This is a genomic window from Streptomyces sp. NPDC000941, assembly GCF_053599555.1.
Window position 1 is genome coordinate 1 of sequence record NZ_JBSFMM010000210.1, and the last position, 19,246, is coordinate 19,246.

Consider the following 19,246-nt stretch of genomic DNA (forward strand, 5'->3'; position numbering starts at 1 on the left):
CCTTTTTTTTCTCCAACCTCTCCCCCCCCCCTCCGCTCTCCCTTGGTGGCGGCGGGGGCCCGGCCGTCTGCTCCCTCTGCCGGGGGCCGCCCCCGCCCCCCCGCGAGACCCAGATCGCGGGCGATCAGCATCCGCTGGACCTCGCTGGTGCCCTCGCCGATCTCCAGGATCTTGGAGTCCCGCCACATCCGGGCCACCGGATACTCGTTCATAAAGCCGTATCCGCCGTGCACCTGGGTGGCCTCCCGGGCGTTGGTCACCGCGACCTCGGAGGAGTAGAGCTTGGCGATCGACGCCTCCTTCTTGAACGGCTCGCCGCGCACCAGCCGCGAGGCCGCGTCCCGCCAGGCCACCCGGGCCATATGCGCCCGCATCTCCATGTCCGCGATCTTGAACTGGATGGCCTGGTTGGCGCCGATGGGGCGGCCGAACGCCTCGCGGGTCTTCGCGTACGCCACCGACTCGTCCACACAGCCCTGGGCCAGGCCGGTGCCCATCGCGGAGATCGCGATCCGGCCCTCGTCCAGGATCCGCAGGAACTGGGCGTAGCCTCGGCCCTTCTCGCCGAGCAGATGGTCCGCCGGGACCCGGCAGTCGGAGAAGGACAGCTCGCGGGTGTCCGACGCGTTCCACCCGACCTTGGAGTAGGGGGCGGCGACGGTGAGGCCGGGGGTGCCCGAGGGCACGATGATCGTGGAGATCTCGGGGCTGCCGTCGGGCTTGCGGCTGGTGACCGCGGTGACCGTGATCAGCGCGGTGATATCCGTGCCGGAGTTGGTGATGAAGCACTTGGTGCCGTTGATCACCCACTCGCCCGTGGCCTCGTCCAGCCGGGCGGTGGTGCGGGTGGCCCCCGCGTCCGAGCCGCCGCCGGGCTCCGTCAGGCCGAACGCGCCCAGGGACTCGCCCGAGCACAGTCCGGGCAGCCAGCGGCGCTTCTGCTCCTCCGTGCCGTAACGGAAGATCGGCATCGCGCCCAGCGAGACGCCCGCCTCCAGGGTGACCGCCACGGAGGAGTCCACCCGGGCCAGCTCCTCGATGGCCAGACAGAGCGCGAAGTAGTCGCCGCCCATGCCCCCGTACTCCTCGGGGAAGGGCAGCCCGAACAGGCCCATCCGGCCCATCTCGCGGATGATCTCGTACGGGAACTCATGCTGCTCCCAGAACTCCCCGATCTTCGGGGCGACCACGTCGTGCGCGAACGCCTCGACGGTACGGCGCAGTTCCTCGTGCTCGGGAGAGAGGCGGTGGTCGGTCGACATGGCTCAGTTCTCCTTCGGGGAGAGCGCACGGACGGTACGGGAGGGGCTCGGGCGGCCCAGGTGCCGGGCCATCCAGGCGCTGGTCGCGGCGAGCCGGCTCAGATCGACCCCGGTCTCGATGCCGAGGCCGTCGAGCATCCACACCAGGTCTTCGGTGGCGAGGTTGCCCGTCGCGCTCTTCGCGTACGGGCAGCCGCCGAGGCCGCCGGCGGAGGCGTCGACGCAGGTGACGCCGTACTGCAGCGCCGCGAGCGTGTTGGCCAGCGCCTGGCCGTAGGTGTCGTGGAAGTGGACCGCCAGCTTCTCCGCCGGGATGCCCGCCTCGCTCAGCGCGGCCAGCAGCTCCAGCACATGGCCGGGGGTGGCCACGCCGATGGTGTCGCCCAGGCTCAGCTCCGCGCACCCCATGTCCAGGAGGTGGCGGGCGACCGAGACCGTCTGGGAGACGGGGACCGCGCCCTCCCACGGGTCGCCGAAGCACATCGACAGATAGCCCCGCACCCCGGCGCCCGCGGTGCGGGCCTCGGCGACGACGGGCTCGAACATCTCCAGCACCTCGTCCACCGAGCGGTTGAGATTGGCGCGGGCGAAGGACTCGGTGACGCTGGCGAACACGGCGACGTCGCGCGCGCCGAGCGCCAGCGCACGCTCCAGGCCGCGCTTGTTCGGCACCAGTACGGGCAGCCGGGCCTCGGTGCCCTCCAGCAGCGGCATCAGCTCCTCGGCGTCGGCCAGCTGGGGCACCCACTTGGGGTGGACGAAGCTCGTCGTCTCGACGGTGGTCAGCCCCGCCTCGACGAGCCGGCGGATGAACTCCGCCTTCACCGCCACCGGGACCAGCGTCCTCTCGTTCTGCAGGCCGTCCCGGGGGCCCACTTCATGGATGCGGACCCGGGCGGGCAGCCCGGGGGCCGGGAAGGTCATGGGCAGGGTGTCGGGGAGGGCCATCACTCACGCTCCTCGGTCTTACGCTCTTGGGTCTCGTGCGGGGCGACCTCGGTCTCGCGCGGGGCGACGACCGCCAGCAGCTGGTCCATGGCGACCGTGGAGCCGGGGGTCACATCGAGCTCGGTGACGGTGCCGTCGTGCGGGGCGGAGATGACGTGCTCCATCTTCATGGCCTCGACCACCAGCAGGCCCTGCCCGGCGGTGACCTCGTCGCCGACGGCCGCCTTGACCACCGTCACCGTTCCGGGCATGGGCGCGGTCAGCTCCCCGGCGTGGGCGCCGGCAGCCCCGCCGCGCAGCGCCGCCTCCACCGGGTCGTGGTCAACCACATGCCAGGCGTCGCCGTCCCGGCCCAGCCAGTGGCCGGCGCCGCCCTGCGCGGCGTACGCGAAGGTGTGGGTCACACCGCCCCAGTCCAGCACGGCCCGGGACCCACCCCCCTCGGGGCGGCCCGCCGTCCCGCCCGCCGGGCCTGCGGCGGGCGGCACCGTCAGCCGTGCCCGGACGATCCGGGGCTCGCCGCCGCCATCGGCGGCGGCCGTGCCGCCGTGGGCCTCGGCAGGCTCTTGGCCGCGGCGGGGCGCTGCCGCGATTCCCGGGGGCGCGCCCCCGGCACCGGTCTCCTCCACCCACACCTCTGCGTCATGGGCCTGGCCGCGCACCCGGACGGTCACCGGGGCGTGGCCCGGCACCCGCAGGGCATGGACGGTCCAGGCAGGCTGACCGCCCAGCCGCCAGCCAGTCGGGACGGAGAACGGGTCGACCCAGCCCGAACCGTCCACGGTGGAGGGCCCGCGCGGCTCCAGCGCCGCCTGGCGCAGCAGCGCCGCCGCCGCGTACACCTCGTCAGGGACGGCGGCGGGCACCAGGCCGGGGGCCTCGCGGTCGACGAGGCCGGTGTCCAGATCGCCGGAGGCCACGGCCGGATGGGCGGCGAGGCGGCGTAGAAAGCCGGTGTTGGTGTCCAGGCCCAGGGTGGTGGTGCGGGCCAGCGCGGCGCGCAGCCGGCGCAGGGCGGTGGGGCGGTCGGGGCCGTGGGCGACGACCTTGGCGAGCATCGGGTCGTACACCGTGCCGACCTCGGTGCCGACGGCCAGCCCGGAGTCGACCCGCACCCCCTCCCCGTCCGGCTCGGACAGCGCGAGCACCGTGCCCGCCGAGGGGAGGAAGTCGACCCTGCCGCCGCTGACCCGGGCGGTCTCCGCGCAGATACGGGCCTCGACGGCGTGTCCGGTCAGCGAGATGTCGTCCTGGGCGAGGGGCAGCCGCTCGCCGGCCGCGATCCTCAGCTGCCACTCCACCAGGTCGAGACCCGTGATGAGCTCGGTCACCGGATGCTCGACCTGGAGGCGCGTGTTCATCTCCATGAAGCAGTACGCCGCCGGGTCGGCGCCCGGGACGATGAACTCCACCGTGCCCGCGCCCACATAGCCGCAGGAGCGCGCCGCCTGCACCGCGGCCTCGCCCATGAGCGTCCGGGTGTCGGGGTCGAGCAGTGGGCTGGGCGCCTCCTCGATGATCTTCTGATGGCGGCGCTGCAACGAGCACTCGCGCTCACCGAGATGGATGACATGGCCATAGCCGTCGGCCAGCACCTGGATCTCGATATGCCGGGGCCCGTCGATCCAGCGCTCGACCAGCAGCGTGTCATCCCCGAACGCGCCTCGGGCCTCGCGCCGCGCGGCCGCGATCTCGTCCGCGAGCCGCGCCTCGTCCCGCACCAGCCGCATGCCCTTGCCGCCGCCGCCCGCCGAGGGCTTGAGCAGCACCGGCGTGCCGATCTCCCGGGCGGCCGCCGCGAGCTCGGCGTCGGTCAGGGCGCTGCCCGTGGAGCCGGGCACCACGGGCACGCCCGCCGCCCGCACGCTCTCCTTGGCGCGGATCTTGTCGCCCATCAGCTCGATCGCCGTGGCGGGCGGGCCGATGAAGGTGAGCCCGGCGCCGGTGCAGGCGCGCGCGAACGCCGCGTTCTCCGCGAGGAAGCCATAGCCGGGATGCACGGCCTGGGCACCGGCCCGGTCGGCCGCGTCCAGCAGCCGCTTGACCGACAGATAGCTCTCGGCGGGGCTCGCCGGGCCGAGCCGGACCGCCGTATCCGCCTCGCGCACATGCAGCGCGTCCGCGTCGGCGTCGCTGAACACGGCGACCGAGCGCACACCGAGCCGCCGCAGCGAGCGGATCACCCGGACGGCGATCTCCCCGCGGTTGGCCACCAGGACTGTCTCGAACATCGGGCTCATCGGGCTCATCGGATTCGTCGGGCTCATCGGGCTCTCACTCTTCAGCTCCACGGTCCCTCACATCCGGAAGACGCCGAAGCCGGGCGTCACAGGATCCTGGCCGGGCTTGCCGGGAAGCGGTGCGTTCGCACAGGCGGTGAGGGCCAGGCCCAGCACCGCGCGGGTGTCCAGGGGGTCGATCACGCCGTCGTCCCACAGCCGCGCCGTCGCGTAATAGGCGCTTCCCTGGGTCTCGTACTGCTCGCGGATCGGCGCCCGGAACGCCTCCTCCTCGGCCGCCGGCCACTCCTCGCCGCGCGCCTCCAGCTGGTCGCGCTTGACGGTCGCGAGCACGGAGGCCGCCTGCTCGCCGCCCATCACCGAGATCTTCGCGTTGGGCCACATCCACAGGAAGCGCGGCGAATAGGCGCGGCCGCACATCGAGTAGTTGCCCGCGCCGTACGAGCCGCCGATGACGACCGTGAGCTTGGGCACGCGCGTGCAGGCCACAGCGGTGACCATCTTGGCGCCGTGCTTGGCGATGCCGCCGGCCTCATAGCTGCGGCCGACCATGAACCCCGAAATGTTCTGCAGGAACACCAGGGGGATGCCGCGCTGGTCGCACAGCTCGATGAAATGGGCGCCCTTCTGGGCCGATTCGGAGAACAGGATGCCGTTGTTGGCGACGATGCCCACCGGGTGGCCCATGATGTGCGCGAAGCCCGTCACCAGCGTCGTGCCGAACTCGGCCTTGAACTCGGCGAACCGCGAGCCGTCCACGAGCCGCGCGATCACCTCCCGCACGTCGTACGGCGTGCGCGAGTCGACCGGCACCGCCCCGTAGAGCCCCGCGGGGTCGACCGCGGGCTCCTCGGAGGGCTCCACCGGCCAGGGCAGCTCCCCGCGCCGCGAGCGCGGCGCCGGGAGCGTCGAGACGATCGTGCGGACGATACGCAGGGCGTGGGCGTCGCTCTCGGCGAGATGGTCGGTGACGCCGGAGACCTTGGAATGGACCTCGCCGCCGCCCAGCTCCTCGGCCGTGACGACCTCTCCCGTCGCCGCCTTCACCAGCGGCGGCCCGCCCAGGAAGATCGTGCCCTGCCCGCGCACGATGACGGCCTCGTCGCTCATCGCCGGGACATACGCGCCGCCCGCCGTGCAGGATCCGAGCACGGCCGCGATCTGCGGGATCCCGGCGCCCGACATCCGCGCCTGGTTGTAGAAGATCCGCCCGAAGTGGTCCCGGTCGGGGAAGACCTCGTCCTGCATGGGCAGGAAGGCGCCTCCGGAGTCGACCAGATACACGCACGCCAGCCCGTTCTCCAAGGCGACGTCCTGGGCGCGCAGATGCTTCTTGACCGTCATCGGGTAGTACGTGCCGCCCTTGACCGTGGCGTCATTGGCGATCACCATCACCTCGCGGCCCGCCACCCGCCCGATCCCCGCGATCACGCCCGCCGCCGGGGCCTGCCCCCCGTACATCCCGTCGGCCGCGAGCGGGGCCAGCTCCAGGAACGGCGAGCCCGCGTCCAGCAGGGTGTCGACCCGGTCGCGGGGCAGCAGCTTGCCGCGCGCGGTGTGCCGCGCCCGCGCCTTCTCGCCGCCGCCCAGCCGCGCCGCGGCCAGCTTCTCGCGCAGCCGCGCGGCCAGCTCGCGGTGCGCGGCCTCATTGGCCGCCCAGGCGTCGGACGCCGGATCGGCGGCGCTGCCCAGCACCGGTGCCTGCTCCATGACTACGGGCCCCCTTGCCTCGCGGTCCTGCGCTCGAGCGTGGTTAATGAGCGTTAACCCATCCCCACCAGGTTAACGACCACTAACGCCGCTGTCTAGAATCAAGTCCATGAGCACGCAAGCCTCTGCCCCCACCCGCCGCGAGCAGATCCTGAAGGAGGCGGCGCGCCTGTTCGCCGAGCGCGGCTTCCACGGCGTCGGCGTCGACGAGATAGGCGCGGCGGTCGGCATCAGCGGACCGGGTCTCTACCGCCATTTCCCGGGCAAGGAGGCCATGCTGGCGGAGCTGCTGGTCGGCATCAGCGGCCGGCTCCTGACGGGTGGCAAGCAGCGCGCCGCCGAGGCCTCGGGACAGGAGCGGGACCCGGGCGCCGTGCTGGACTCGCTGGTGCGGGGCCATATTGACTTCGCCCTCGACGACCGCCCCCTGATCATCCTCCACGACCGCGAGCTGGACCGGCTCCGGGACACCGACCGCAAGCTGGTGCGCTCGCTCCAGCGGCAGTACGTCGAGCTGTGGGTCCAGGTGCTGCGCGAGGTCCACCCCCGGCTCGCCGAGATCGAGGCGCGGGCGTGTGTCCACGCCGTCTTCGGGCTGCTCAACTCCACCCCGCACCTCAGCCGCCCCGGCGCCCTCCCGGGCCGCGCGGCCACCGCCGAACTGCTGCACCGTCTGGCGCTCGGCGCCTTCCGGGCCGCGGCGGACGGCGCCGCGGCGGACGGGCCTGGACAGTGAGCCGACCGGCCGGTAGCTTTCGCTGAGCAAGCGCTTAGCCAGCCGGACCGAGGAGGTCGCCGCAGATGCGTCGTACGGTGTTCAACGAGGACCACGAGGCGTTCCGGGAGACCATCCGCGACTTCATCGCCGCCGAGGTCGTGCCGTACTACGAGGAGTGGCGGGAGGCCGGCCAGGCCCCGCGCGAGTTCTACAAGAAACTCGGCGAACTGGGCATCTTCGGTATCGAGGTGCCCGAGGAGTACGGCGGCGCGGGCGAGACCAGCTTCAAGTTCAACGCGATCATCACCGAGGAGACCGCCCGGGCCGGGGTCAGCTTCGGCGGCAGCAGCGTGCACACCGCGCTGTGCCTGCCGTACCTCCTCAAGTACGCCACCGAGGAGCAGAAGCGGCGCTGGCTGCCCCCGTTCATCGCCGGCGACATGATGACCGCCATCGCCATGACCGAGCCGGGCACCGGCTCCGACCTGGCGGGCATGAAGACCACCGCCAAGCTGTCCGAGGACGGCACGCACTACGTCCTCAACGGCGCCAAGACCTTCATCACCGGCGGCGTCCTCGCCGACCGCGTCCTGGTCTGCGCCCGCACCGCCCCCGCCACCCCCGAGGACCGCCGCGGCGGCATATCCATCCTCGTCGTCGACACCAAGAGCGAGGGCTACGCGGTCGGCCGCAAGCTGGAGAAGCTGGGCCTGAAGACCTCCGACACCGCCGAGCTGTCCTTCACCGACGTCAAGGTGCCGGTGGCGGACCTGCTGGGCGAGGAGGGCCGGGCGTTCGAATACCTCACCCACAACCTCCCGCAGGAGCGCCTGGGCATCGCCGTCAGCGCGTACGCGCAGGCCGCGGCGGCCGTCGAGTTCGCCAAGGCGTATGTGGCCGACCGTACGATCTTCGGCAAGACGGTGGCGTCCTTCCAGAACACCAAGTTCGTGCTCGCCGACTGCAAGTCCGAGGTGGACGCGATGCAGGCGGTCGTCGACCGGGCCCTGGAGGCCCACGACGTGGGCGAGCTCACCGCGGCCGACGCGGCCTCCGCGAAGCTCTTCACCACCGAGCGCGCGGCCGTCGTGATCGACAAGTGCCTGCAGCTGCACGGCGGTTACGGCTACATGATGGAGTACCCCATCGCCCGCCTGTACGCGGACACCCGCGTCACCCGCATCTACGGCGGCACCAGCGAGGTCATGCGGTCCATCGTGGCGAAGTCCATGGGCCTGTGAGACCCGCCCGTAAGACCCGCGCAATCTTGGTCTGCAAAACTCCTTGAACCATGAACGAAGCACCACAAAGCGCGCTACAGAACCTGCTCGATCTGCTCGACCTGGAGCGGATCGACCTGGACATCTTCCGCGGCACCAGCAGCGCGGCACCCCTGGTGCCGCGCGTCTTCGGCGGCCAGGTCGCCGCCCAGGCCCTGGTCGCGGCCGGCCGCACCGTCCCGGCCGACCGCCCGGCGCACTCGCTGCACTCGTACTTCCTGCGCCCCGGCGACCCGGACGCGCCCATCGTCTACACCGTCGACCGCATCCGCGACGGCTTCTCCTTCACCACCCGCCGGGTCGTGGCGGTCCAGCACGGCCAGCCGATCTTCCACCTCTCGGCGTCCTTCCAGCGCCACGAGGAGGGGCTCGAGCACCAGGAGCCGATGCCCGACGTGCCCGATCCGCTCTCCCTGCCGACGGGCGAGGAGCTGCTGCCCCGGTACGCGCACCTCTTCAGCGGCCCGAGCGTGATCGAGCGGATGCTGGAGGCGCGGGGCGCGATCGATCTGCGGTACGTGGACGCGCCGCCGTACGCGAGCGTCGGGGAGCCGCGTGAGCCGAAGTCGCAGGTTTGGTTCCGGACGAACGGCAAACTGGACGGCGCCGCCGACGCCCCCCTGACCCACCTCTGCCTGGCCACCTACGTCTCCGATATGACGCTGCTGGACTCGGTGCTCCTCGCCCATGGGCGAGGCGGCTGGGCGGTCGGCGACATCGTCGGCGCCAGCCTGGATCACGCCATGTGGTTCCACCGCCCGTTCCGCGCGGACGAGTGGCTGCTGTACGACCAGGAGAGCCCTTCCGCGTCCGGCGGCCGGGGGCTGGCCAAGGGCCGTATCTTCACCGCCGACGGGCAGTTGGCGGTGTCCGTGATCCAGGAAGGCATGATGCGCGTGCCCCGCGCCGTAAAACCATCCTGACGCGCGTAGCGCGGCCGCTCGTGGTGCGTCGAAGCGGCCGGCTCGCATCAGGAGGACTGGGCCGTGAGCCCCGCCGCGTCCAGCAGATAGGCGACCATCGGGTCGTAGAACCGCGGGTTGGTGACATGGTCGTCCAGCGGCACGACCACCTGGAGCGTGCCCTCCGCCTCGCCGACGAACAGCGCCGGGTCGTTGCAGTCCGCGTACCCCACCGCGTCGATGCCGCGCTGCCCCGCGCACCCCGCCCAGCCGTGGTCGGCGACCACCAGATCGGGCAGCGGCCGCCCCTCCTGCTCGAGACCGTCCAGGATCGCGGCCATGGGGGCGGGGGAGTGGGTGTGCCACAGCGTCGCGCCGCGCTCCAGCATCGCCACGTCGCAGAACTGGAAGACGTACCCCTCGTCGGCCGTCAGCCCGCCCGGGATCTCCACGATCTCGCACCCCGCGGCCCGCAGCGCCGCCGCCGTGAAGCGGTGGACGTCCAGCAGCCCGCCCGGGTGCCCGGTCGCGAACAGCACCCGCTCCCGCGCCTCGGCCGCCTTGCGCAGCACCGAGGCCATCCGGTCCAGCGCCCCGACCGTGAGCTCCGGGTCGATGGTGTCCTGCCCGGCGCGGTGCTCCGGGTCGTCGACCACGCCGCAGCGCTCCGCCATGACCGCCAGTACGTCCTGTTCATCGGCCCAGCGGTCGCCCAGTTCCAGGCCCAGCCAGTAGTGGCGGTCGCCGTTCGCGAGCTTGCGGTAGTGGGAGAGGTTGTTGTCTCGGGGGGTGGCGACGTCGCCGGCGATGCGGGTGCGGACCAGGTGGTCGATCAGTTCGGCCCGGCTGGGCGCGGAGCTGGGTATCGGCATGCGATCCATTGTCGCCTCTGCCGCGAGGAAATGGGGGCATCCACTACGGTCCGGGCCGCCGCGGCAGGATCCCGACAGGATCCCCGAAAGGATTATGAAGCCAATCCCGGCTGGGACCTACGCGGCCGACGGCCGCGCCGGCGGCTTCGGCCCCGGCGCTGCCCGGCGGCGGCAGGGGCCGTCTGCTCCGTAGCCGGTACGTCGATGGTGACGGGGACACCTGAGGGCGCTTGCGCGCCGGTGATACGGGTCAGCTCGGTGTCGTCGGAGTGCACCCGGGCGGTATGCGGAGTGATGCCCGCGTCCGTCATCAGACCGGTCATCGCACGGCGCTGGTCGGGCAGGACGAGGGTGACGACGGTGCCGGAGCCACCCGCGCGGGCGGTGCGGCCGCCGCGGTGCAGGTAATCCTTGTGGTCGGCCGGCGGGTCGACGTTGACGACGAGATCGAGGTCGTCGACGTGGATGCCCCGGGCGGCGACGTTCGTGGCGACCAGGACGCTGACATGACCGGTCTTGAAGTAGTCCAGAGTCCGGGTGCGCTGCGGCTGGGACTTGCCGCCGTGCAGCGCCGCCGCCCGCACGCCACTGGCCAGCAGATGCTTGGTGAGCCGGTCGACCGCGCGCTTGGTGTCCAGGAACATGATGACGCGGCCGTCGCGGGCGGCGACCCGGGTGACGACGGTGCGCTTGTCGGTGTCCGCGATGTGCAGCACATGGTGCTCCATCGTGGTGACGGCGCCCGCGGAGGCGTCGACCGAGTGCACGGCGGGGTCGTCGAGGAACCGGCGCACCAACTGGCCGACGTTGTGGTCGAGGGTCGCCGAGAACAGCATGCGCTGGCCGTCGGCCGGAACCTGCTTCAGCAGCCGGGTCACCTGGGGGAGAAAGCCCATGTCGGCCATCTGGTCGGCCTCGTCGAGAACCGTGACGCGCACCCGGTCCAATCGGCAGTCGCCGCGTTCGATCAGATCGTGGAGCCGTCCCGGGGTGGCTATGACCACCTCGGCGCCGTCGCGCAGCGCGGCCGCCTGGCGGCCGATCGACATCCCGCCGACCACGGTGGCCGCGCGCAGCCGCAGCGGCTTGGCGTACGGGGTGAGCGCGTCGGTGACCTGCTGGGCCAGCTCCCGGGTGGGCACCAGGACCAGGGCGAGGGGGCGGCGGGGTTCGGCGCGCTGCTCGGCGGTACGGGCCAGCAGGGCCAGGCCGAAGGCCAGGGTCTTGCCGGAGCCGGTCCGTCCGCGGCCCAGGACATCGCGCCCGGCGAGCGCGTTGGGAAGCGCGGCCGCCTGGATCGGAAACGGTACGGTCACGCCCTGGCGAGCCAGCTCCGCGGTGATCCCCGCCGGCAGGTCAAGCTCGGTGAAGGAGCCGACGGCGGGCAGCAGCGGAGTGGTGCTCGGCGGGAGGGAGAACTCGTTCCCGTCGGCGGGGACGCGGGCGCGGGCGGGGGCCGCGGCGGTGGACGGGCGGCGATTGCGGGAGCGCGGCGCGGCGCTGCGGGACGAGCTGCGGGATGAACTGTGGGACGAGCGGGCAGAGCGGTTCATGCGGGGCCTTCCTCGTACGGCGCGTTTCGAGGAGGACTCCTCAACGGGGAGGTTCCCGGAGGTGAGAATTCGCAGAACGTGCCGGAGAGCGGGTGAATGACGGGGCCGTGTACCGAGGCGTCGACCGGCCCTCGGCCGTGGGTGAAGGCCGCCGTCCTCGAGTCCGGCCGCGATGGGGCCGGTGCGGCAGGTTCTGTGTGCAGTCTGTCTGCGTGGGGCGGGTGCGGCCAAGCGCGAGCCGAGGCCCGCACCCTTACGGGCGCGGGCCCCGGCTCATCACTGTGTGCTGCGTCAGGCAGGAACGATGTTCTCGGCCTGCGGGCCCTTCTGGCCCTGCGTGACGTCGAACGAGACCTTCTGGCCCTCGTGGAGCTCACGGAAGCCCTGGGCGGCGATGTTCGAGTAGTGGGCGAAGACGTCAGCGCCGCCGCCGTCCTGCTCGATGAAGCCGAAGCCCTTTTCCGCGTTGAACCACTTCACGGTGCCAGTCGCCATGTCATCTCCTCTGATAGGGGCAGAACCAGAACCCGAACCTTACGGATTCCGTGTCGCCGCAATGACCCCATCCGGAATGACCGGAAAAAACAAAATGCGCCTGATCGCTACATCTCGTCAGGCGCACATAAAGTTCATGGGTACCAAAACTGCAACTGCTGACACGCTAGCACGTGCGGCGACGGAACGGGGGGAACCGGGGGAGCCATGCCACCCGAATGTGCGCTTCCCGCCGGGCGCCCGGTGTGGGACGCTGACTCCACCGGCTCCCTTCCTCCCTCCTCTCCCTGCTGAGGTCCTATGCGCTGCGTCATCGCCAACTACGCCTTCGATCTGACCGCGAACGAGGTGAAGGAAGCGATGAGCGGCGTCAAGCCCGAACCGATCACCGGTCCCTCGGTCCGGATCGGCCGTCGCACCTACCCCGCCATGCAGGTCGGAGCGGTGGTCACCCGCCAGGATCGCCGCGACTTCACCGCGGGCGAGGTGGTCCGCGCCATGAAGCGCCTCGGTTTCACCTGCGAAATGGCACCCGCTCCCGCCCCCGAAGCCGCAGCCCTCGACCCCGTCGCGGCCGCGGCGGCGGCCCTGGGGAGCCCCACGGACGGCTGATCCGCGCGAGGGACCCGCCGGGGGCGGCGTCCCTCCGCGTCCCTCAGCGGCTGCGATGTATCGGCAGCTGCGACATAGACGTGGCGTCCAAAAAGGACGGCCGTGGCCCTCGGAAACGTACATGTGCCGGGATGCCCGCCCTGCCTACCCTCGAAGCCATGACCACAGCAGACCGCCGCCCGCTCGGCCCCGTCGACTCCTCCCGCATCCCCCGCTACGCGGGCCCCGCCACCTTCGCCCGGCTGCCGCGCGTCGACGAGGTCGGCGGCGCGGCGGACGTCGCCGTGGTCGGTGTGCCCTTCGACAGCGGGGTCTCCTACCGTCCCGGCGCCCGCTTCGGCGGTAACGCCATCCGCGAGGCGTCCCGGCTGCTGCGCCCCTACAACCCGGCCCAGGACGCGTCCCCCTTCGCCCTCGCCCAGGTCGCCGACGCCGGGGACATCGCCGCGAACCCCTTCAACATCAACGAGGCCGTCGAGACCATCCAGTCCGCCGCGGACGATCTGCTCACCACCGGCGCCCGCCTGATGACCCTCGGCGGCGACCACACCATCGCCCTGCCGCTCCTGCGTGCCGTCGCCCGTAAGCACGGCCCGGTCGCCCTGCTCCACTTCGACGCCCACCTCGACACCTGGGACACGTACTTCGGCGCCGAGTACACCCACGGCACGCCCTTCCGGCGGGCCGTCGAGGAAGGCATCCTCGACACCTCCGCCCTCTCGCATGTCGGAACGCGCGGTCCGCTCTACGGAAAGCAGGACCTGGACGACGACGCGAAGATGGGCTTCGGCATCGTCACCTCCGCCGACGTCATGCGGCGTGGCGTGGACGAGGTCGCCCAGCAGCTGCGCGAGCGCATCGGCGACCGCCCCCTGTACATCTCCATCGACATCGACGTCCTCGACCCCGCCCACGCCCCCGGCACCGGCACCCCCGAGGCGGGCGGCCTCACCTCCCGCGAGCTCCTGGAGATCCTGCGCGGCCTGTCCTCCTGCCACCTGGTCTCCGCTGACGTCGTCGAGGTCGCCCCGGCGTACGACCACGCGGAGATCACGTCCGTGGCCGCCTCCCACACGGCGTACGAGCTCACGACGATCATGGCCCGCCAGATCGCGGCGGGGGCCTCCGGCGGGGCGTGAGGGGCTTCAACGGGCGGGGTGCGCTTGGGTGTGCAGTGGCATCTGCAGCTCGACCAGCGCGCGCGCCACTGGCTGCAGACCACGTTGCCCCGCGTCCCGTCGAGCCCCGCCCAGCCGCCTGCGCCGCCTCAGCCGCCCGCGCCGCCCCAGCCGCCTGCGTAACCGGACCGGTGCAGTCCGTAAGAATTTCGTATTGTCTGATGCACATTCGGACTCTCGCGAACGCTATACGTACAGAGGGCGCAACACGGCGCACTCGCGAGGCGCGGACGGGGCGGCCTCGTACGACGAACAGAAGGACAGCGAGAGTCCGTGAATCTTCAACTCGTAGGGGACCTTGTCACCGCCGCGCTTGTCACGCGCGTGTTCGGCGGTGACGTCCTGGCCCTGCTGCGCCGTGCCGCCGCGGCCGGGGTCCGCGTGGGCATCTCGGAACTGCATCGTGGTCGTGGAGAGGGGAAGCGATGACGCGGAACTCCTCCCGCCAGCACGGTGTGACCTCGATGACCGGAATGCCCGGTGAACTCCCGGCCGACTTCCGCGCGTTCCACCAACTCCACCGCGGCGCCTACATCCATCGGGCCGAGATCTACCTCGGCAACCGCGCCGACGCCGAGGAAGCCGTCGACACGGCCTTCGAGCAGCTCGCTCGCTGCTGGAGCGACGTCCTCGCCATGGAAAACCCCGCCGCCTACGCCTGGAAGGTGATGAAGCACCGCGCCATCGACGTGGCCCGCGCCCGGAACCGCGGCCCCTGCCTCGTGGACAACGCGACCTTCGAAACCGCCGCCCTGCGCGACGCGATCGACCCCATCGCGATGCTTGAGGAGAGCCTGAACCTCTATCAGGCGATCAAGAAGCTCCCGGAACGCCAGCAGGATGTGGTCATCCTGCTCCACTGCCGCGGCTACACCGTCGCCCAGACCGCCACCCACCTCGGCATCACCGAGGCCGGCGTACGTTCCACCGCGCGCTACGCCCGCCGCCGCCTTCAGCAACTCCTCGAGACCACCGAAGGAAACAATGCCGATGACCTTGCTCATTGACCACGTCCTGGCGCGGGCCCTGCTCAACCCCACCCCTCCCCCCGACATCGCCGCCGCCGAGGCCCGCCTCGCCGCCCGCCTCGCCGACGGCTCCCCGGACCGCCCGGCGACGGCCGACGGCCGGGATGCCGTCGCCGGTCACGCGCCGGATACGGACGAGCGGATGGCCCGGGATCTGCGGACCCTGTGCGAGGCGATCATCGGGCGTGACGGCGCTCTGGCACAGCTACAGGAAGTCATCACCCACCGCATCCTCGAGCCGCCCGGCGCGCGAGCTCTGGGCTGCGTCCTGCAGCTCGCCGGCCACGAAGACAGCGCGCAGTTCTGGTGGCAGTTCGCCAGCGGCGCCGGCGACCCCGCCGCCGCCTACTGCCTTTACCTCCACCACATGGCCCTCGGGGAGGAGGCCCAGGCCCACTGGTGGCTGGCCTGGTGGCATGAACAGGCGGGCGGCGTCGTCCCGCCCGTGACCGACTCGGAGGAGGAGTCGGCCACCACCGACCACGAGATGGCCATCGCCCTGCGCATCCTGCGCGGGCTCAAAAAGGGGCATGCCGCACCCGCCGCCACCACCGCGGTCATCAACTACGTATCCCAGGCCGTGGACTTCATCGACGACCTCGACCTGCCGTTGCCCGAACCGGACTTCGCCGACCGCATCGAAGACCTCACCGCTACCCAGGCCGTGACCTCCAGCACGGCCCCGTCCGACAGAGCCCTCCTCCCCGAGCGCCGGCCCGGCCACGGCCCCCGGATCGATCAGCCCCTGGGAGCGGTGAAGGCGACCAGCGGCAGCTGACGCGTGATGGGTTCTGCTCGTCAGGACGGGCGCGTCGGACAGCGAGAACCACACGCTCTTGCCGGTGGGCTGGATTCCACCGTGCCACACCGTCCCCCAGGCGTCGGCGCACGCCTGGACCAACAGCAGGCCACGCCGTGTTCCGCGTCGGCCTCTGCCTCCGGGGTGCGGGGTTCGGGTGGCCAGGGGGCGCCGCCCGGGTCGTCGTCCCGTACGGATACGTGGAGTTGAGGGCCCCGGATGGTCGCTTCGAGGAAGAGCAGCGGCACCTTGGTGTGCAGGTGGACGTTCGCGACCACCTCGGTGACCAGGAGGCGCGCGGTCTCGACGAGTGCGGGGTGGCCGGTGGCGAGGAGTAGGCCCGCGATCATCTCGCGTGCGACCTTGGCGGTTTCGGGGATGTTGGGGGCGCGGAGTCACTCCGACGGTTCGACAGGTGCGCCTCGGGTCCGAGCTGCGGAGAATGCGGGAGCGGGCGGGCAGGACCGCCCGGGAGGCCGCCGCGCTGCTCGGCGTCGACCAGGCCAGGATGAGCAACATCGAAGCGGGCCGGATCGGGATCAGCGACGAGCGCATCCGTCGGCTCGCCACCTTCTACGCGTGCGCTGACGTCGCGTTGGTCGACGCGCTGTGCGCCATCGCCGACGAGCGGCGCGGTCAGTTCTGGTGGGACGAGTACCGCGGAATCCTTGCACCGGGCTTTCTGGATGTCGCGGAGATGGAACACCATGCGGTGTACCTGCGGTCCATGCAGGCGATGGTGATTCCGGGCCTGCTGCAGACTGAAGACTACGCGCGTGCTCTCTTCCAAGGCGTTGTGTACGCGCTGCCAACCGAGGAGATCGACGCGAGGGTTGAGCACCGTATGCGGCGTCAGACCATCCTGGAGCGCGAAAATTCGGTGCGGCTGACGACGACGATCCACGAGGCGGCACTGCGTATGCGGTTTGGCGGCCGCAAAGTGGCTCGTAAGCAGCTCGAGCACCTGATGGAGGTCTCCGGCTGCGAGGTGGTTACCGTCCGCGTCGTCCCGTTCACCAACGAAGCCTTCGTCGAGACCACCGACCAAATTGCCTACGCTGCCACGGCAGTTCCCCGACTGGACACGGTCCAGGTGGACAACATCGTCGGGGGACACTTCCTGGACGCTGAGGCGGAGCTTCAGAGGTATCGAAAGCTACTCGACAAGGCTGAGGGCATGGCGCTCGATACGGAAGAATCGCGGCAGCTCATCCATCACATCGCGCGAGAACTGTGAGAGGCGTGGTCATGAGTACTGCGATCCAGTGGCGGAAGTCGTCCTTCTCGGGCGGCGATGGGCCGAACTGCGTCGAACTTGCCCGAAGCGCCGACACCACCCTCATACGTGAGAGCGACGACCCCCGCATCGTCGTCTCCACTACCCCCATGCGCCTCGCCACGTTCATAGCCGGGGTGAAGGCGGGCGCCTTCGACCACCTCACGCCCTGAACCATTCCGCCCCGAAAACCGGTTGGCGCCACGCCACCCCCACGGCAAACTTGCCGCCCGTCGGCGCCGTGACACGAGGAGGAACCGCGGGATGAGGAAGAACCGGCTCGGTCGCAGCACCGTAGAGGTCACGGAGCTGGGCTTCGGGGGTGGGCCGCTGGGTGGGTTGTTCGAGGTGTTGGACGACGAGACCGCCGCGGGGGCGCTGGCCGCTGGGTGGGATCTTGGTATCCGGTACTTCGACACCTCGCCGCACTACGGCATCGGACACTCCGAGCGCCGGATGGGCGACCTCCTCCGCACCAAGCCGCGCGCCGAGTTCACGCTGTCGACGAAGGTCGGTCGGCTGCTCGTCCCGCAGGACCCGGCGGGCCGTATGGACGACGCGTTCCAGGTGCCCGCGACGCACCGCCGGGTGTGGGACTTCTCGCGCGATGGTGTACGCCGCAGCGTCGAGGACTCCCTCACCCGCATGGGCGTCGACCGCATCGACATGCTCTTCCTCCACGACGCGGAGAAGCACTTCGAGGACGCCCTGCGCACCGGCTACCCCGCCCTCGACGAGCTGCGCGCCGAGGGCGTCGTAGGAGCCATCGGGGCGGGGATGTACCACACCGGCATGCTCACCAAGCTGGTCCAAGAGGCGGACGTGGACGCGGTGATGCTGTCCGGCTACTACACGCTCCTGCAGCACAACGCCCTCGACGACCTGCTGCCCGCGTGCGTCGAGCGCGGCGTCTCCGTACTCGCGGCGTCGATCTTCAACTCGGGTCTGCTCGCCACCCCGCGGCCCGCTGAAGGTGCGCACTTCGAGTACGCGCCCGCCTCGCAGGAACTGCTCGGCCGGACGCACCGCATCGCGGATGTCTGCGAGGCGCACGGTGTGACGTTGCCGCAGGTGGCGATGGCGTTTCCGCTGCGGCATCCGGTCGTCGCGGGGATCGTGGTCGGCATGCGCACCGCCGAGGAGGCGCGGAGCAATCTGGAGTCGTTCGGGGCCGAGATCCCGGACGGGGTGTGGGCCGATCTGCGGGGCGAGGGGCTACTCGACGAGCGGGCGCCGGTGGCGGCGTAAGGGCTGTTCAAAGCGAGGTCCGAATGCCGCCAGCGTGCGCCGACGGGGTCGATCACGCTGGCAGCATGACTGATGCATCGACGAATGCCTCGACGAATGCCTCGACGACGGAGACGACGGACTCGATGGCCATCCTCACCGGCATGTACGCGGCCGAGGCGGAGTACCTGGCGGCCGGAGGCCCGGGTGAGGCGCCGTTCGACATGCTCGCGCCTTTCTTCGCGCCCGATGTCGTACTGCACCAGGCCGATGCACTGCCCTACGGCGGCACCTGGCGTGGGCATGCGGGCCTGGAGCGGTTCTTCGTGGAGATGAGCCGGACTTGGGACGTGTTCGACATGGTGGAGCAGGAGTTCCTGGGCACCGGTGAGACCGCGGTGGTGTTCACCCGGGTCCGTGCTCGCGCCCGTGCCAGCGGCCGGGAACTCGCCTTTCCCGTCCTCCAGACGGTCGCGTTCAAGGACATGCGGATCGCCGAGGTGCACCCCTTCTACTGGGATACCGCCGCCATCGCCGCCGCCTGCGCGGCGCCGACGGAGACCCTGGGAGGACCAGGAGCCGGGGCCGGCTGAGTGTCCGTGTGGGGCTGAGCGGGTCGGGTCGAGTCGGGTCGCGGTGCAGCGGTGGTCTCGGTTGCTCGTGGCTGGGTGGGCATGGCTGGGGCCCGACGCGCAGGTCGGATATTCCGCGGTTCCTCGGCCCGGTGGGTGGTTGGGCTCAGGACAGGCTCCGCTGCGCTCCGCCGCAGCTGCTGCCGCGCGGTGGCCGGGCAAGGGGACCAGCGGTGCGCTGGCCCGGGGGCTCGGGAGCGCGACGTACGGGCCAGCGCCGCTGGACGGCATGGTCCGGTTGCCGCGTGCGGGCATCGTCTCGCGCCTTCGGCGCACAGCGGCCAGCAGCGGGAAGGGGAGGGGCGGGCCGGAGGCTTCGTCGCCGTCCGGCCCAAGGGGGCGTCACCGGCTCGCGAGCGGGGGACGGCGGTTGGGCGCCCGAAGCGGTGGAGGCCGGTCCGGTTGGGGCTCTCCACCCCCCTGCTCTTAAAAAACTGCTTGCTCTGCATCAAGTACTGCATCAACCGTCTTTTTTAGAGCAGGTGGGTGGAGAGGCGATCCCGTCCCCCGGTGC

General features: G+C 71.2%; 19 protein-coding genes and 1 pseudogene. 12 read left to right on the top strand and 8 right to left on the bottom strand.

Annotation, left to right across the window (positions count from 1 at the left end; all coding sequences use genetic code 11):
* Positions 1-98: 98 nt before the first annotated feature.
* The 4 genes and pseudogenes from ACWDSL_RS42380 to ACWDSL_RS42395 all read right to left on the bottom strand — a co-directional run.
* A pseudogene (locus tag ACWDSL_RS42380) lies at positions 99-1,262 on the bottom strand (acyl-CoA dehydrogenase family protein); the annotation flags it as partial.
* 3 nt (positions 1,263-1,265) lie between these two features.
* The gene (locus ACWDSL_RS42385; RefSeq protein WP_450493645.1) at positions 1,266-2,210 is read right to left on the bottom strand and encodes a hydroxymethylglutaryl-CoA lyase; all 945 of its coding nucleotides are present in this window, start codon (positions 2,208-2,210) and stop codon (positions 1,266-1,268) included.
* The gene (locus tag ACWDSL_RS42390) at positions 2,210-4,441 is read right to left on the bottom strand and encodes an acetyl/propionyl/methylcrotonyl-CoA carboxylase subunit alpha (RefSeq protein ID WP_450493677.1); all 2,232 of its coding nucleotides are present in this window, start codon (positions 4,439-4,441) and stop codon (positions 2,210-2,212) included. Before ACWDSL_RS42390 ends, ACWDSL_RS42385 begins: the two co-directional genes overlap by 1 nt.
* Positions 4,442-4,507: 66 nt before the next feature.
* A complete protein-coding gene (locus ACWDSL_RS42395; RefSeq protein WP_450493646.1) occupies positions 4,508-6,160 on the bottom strand; it encodes a carboxyl transferase domain-containing protein in 1,653 nt (550 codons plus the stop codon).
* A gap of 109 nt (positions 6,161-6,269) precedes the next feature.
* Between ACWDSL_RS42395 and ACWDSL_RS42400 the strand changes: the two genes are divergently transcribed.
* From ACWDSL_RS42400 to ACWDSL_RS42410, 3 genes are all read left to right on the top strand, one after another.
* Entirely contained in the window at positions 6,270-6,896 is a 627-nt protein-coding gene (locus tag ACWDSL_RS42400; protein WP_450493648.1) for an SACE_7040 family transcriptional regulator, read from the top strand.
* A 65-nt stretch (positions 6,897-6,961) separates the two neighbouring features.
* On the top strand, positions 6,962-8,119 hold the full coding sequence (locus ACWDSL_RS42405) for an acyl-CoA dehydrogenase family protein (RefSeq protein WP_450493650.1): 1,158 nt from the start codon (positions 6,962-6,964) through the stop codon (positions 8,117-8,119).
* A 50-nt stretch (positions 8,120-8,169) separates the two neighbouring features.
* The gene (locus ACWDSL_RS42410; RefSeq protein WP_450493652.1) at positions 8,170-9,081 is read left to right on the top strand and encodes an acyl-CoA thioesterase; all 912 of its coding nucleotides are present in this window, start codon (positions 8,170-8,172) and stop codon (positions 9,079-9,081) included.
* 47 nt (positions 9,082-9,128) lie between these two features.
* Here the strand turns inward: ACWDSL_RS42410 and ACWDSL_RS42415 are convergent, their stop codons facing one another.
* The 3 genes from ACWDSL_RS42415 to ACWDSL_RS42425 all read right to left on the bottom strand — a co-directional run bounded on the left by ACWDSL_RS42415 (position 9,129) and on the right by ACWDSL_RS42425 (position 11,980).
* On the bottom strand, positions 9,129-9,932 hold the full coding sequence (locus tag ACWDSL_RS42415; RefSeq protein ID WP_450493654.1) for a phosphatase: 804 nt from the start codon (positions 9,930-9,932) through the stop codon (positions 9,129-9,131).
* 92 nt (positions 9,933-10,024) lie between these two features.
* On the bottom strand, positions 10,025-11,485 hold the full coding sequence (locus ACWDSL_RS42420) for a DEAD/DEAH box helicase (RefSeq protein WP_450493656.1): 1,461 nt from the start codon (positions 11,483-11,485) through the stop codon (positions 10,025-10,027).
* A gap of 291 nt (positions 11,486-11,776) precedes the next feature.
* Positions 11,777-11,980: a cold-shock protein gene (locus tag ACWDSL_RS42425; protein ID WP_014179498.1), complete on the bottom strand. Its 204-nt coding sequence runs from the start codon at positions 11,978-11,980 to the stop codon at positions 11,777-11,779.
* 300 nt (positions 11,981-12,280) lie between these two features.
* Between ACWDSL_RS42425 and ACWDSL_RS42430 the strand changes: the two genes are divergently transcribed.
* Both ACWDSL_RS42430 and speB read left to right on the top strand, forming a co-directional pair.
* Positions 12,281-12,592: an SCO5918 family protein gene (locus tag ACWDSL_RS42430; RefSeq protein WP_450493658.1), complete on the top strand. Its 312-nt coding sequence runs from the start codon at positions 12,281-12,283 to the stop codon at positions 12,590-12,592.
* A gap of 158 nt (positions 12,593-12,750) precedes the next feature.
* Complete coding sequence (speB, locus tag ACWDSL_RS42435; RefSeq protein WP_450493660.1) at positions 12,751-13,731, top strand: agmatinase; 981 nt, start codon at positions 12,751-12,753, stop codon at positions 13,729-13,731.
* Positions 13,732-13,956: 225 nt separating this feature from the next.
* Here speB and ACWDSL_RS42440 read toward each other — a convergent pair whose 3' ends face one another.
* A complete protein-coding gene (locus ACWDSL_RS42440; RefSeq protein ID WP_450493662.1) occupies positions 13,957-14,172 on the bottom strand; it encodes a hypothetical protein in 216 nt (71 codons plus the stop codon).
* Between the two features lie 23 nt (positions 14,173-14,195).
* Between ACWDSL_RS42440 and ACWDSL_RS42445 the strand changes: the two genes are divergently transcribed.
* The 7 genes from ACWDSL_RS42445 to ACWDSL_RS42475 all read left to right on the top strand — a co-directional run bounded on the left by ACWDSL_RS42445 (position 14,196) and on the right by ACWDSL_RS42475 (position 18,693).
* On the top strand, positions 14,196-14,777 hold the full coding sequence (locus tag ACWDSL_RS42445; protein ID WP_450493663.1) for a sigma-70 family RNA polymerase sigma factor: 582 nt from the start codon (positions 14,196-14,198) through the stop codon (positions 14,775-14,777).
* Positions 14,761-15,576 (top strand): hypothetical protein, encoded by an 816-nt coding sequence (locus ACWDSL_RS42450; RefSeq protein ID WP_450493665.1) that lies wholly within the window; start codon positions 14,761-14,763, stop codon positions 15,574-15,576. Before ACWDSL_RS42445 ends, ACWDSL_RS42450 begins: the two co-directional genes overlap by 17 nt.
* A gap of 221 nt (positions 15,577-15,797) precedes the next feature.
* Positions 15,798-15,935, top strand: coding sequence for a hypothetical protein (locus tag ACWDSL_RS42455; RefSeq protein WP_450493667.1), 138 nt, complete (start codon positions 15,798-15,800; stop codon positions 15,933-15,935).
* Positions 15,936-16,012: 77 nt separating this feature from the next.
* Entirely contained in the window at positions 16,013-16,834 is an 822-nt protein-coding gene (locus ACWDSL_RS42460; protein WP_450493669.1) for a helix-turn-helix domain-containing protein, read from the top strand.
* Between the two features lie 11 nt (positions 16,835-16,845).
* On the top strand, positions 16,846-17,046 hold the full coding sequence (locus ACWDSL_RS42465; protein ID WP_450493671.1) for a DUF397 domain-containing protein: 201 nt from the start codon (positions 16,846-16,848) through the stop codon (positions 17,044-17,046).
* A gap of 91 nt (positions 17,047-17,137) precedes the next feature.
* Entirely contained in the window at positions 17,138-18,121 is a 984-nt protein-coding gene (locus tag ACWDSL_RS42470; protein WP_450493673.1) for an aldo/keto reductase, read from the top strand.
* A gap of 65 nt (positions 18,122-18,186) precedes the next feature.
* On the top strand, positions 18,187-18,693 hold the full coding sequence (locus ACWDSL_RS42475; protein WP_450493675.1) for a nuclear transport factor 2 family protein: 507 nt from the start codon (positions 18,187-18,189) through the stop codon (positions 18,691-18,693).
* Positions 18,694-19,246: the final 553 nt, after the last annotated feature.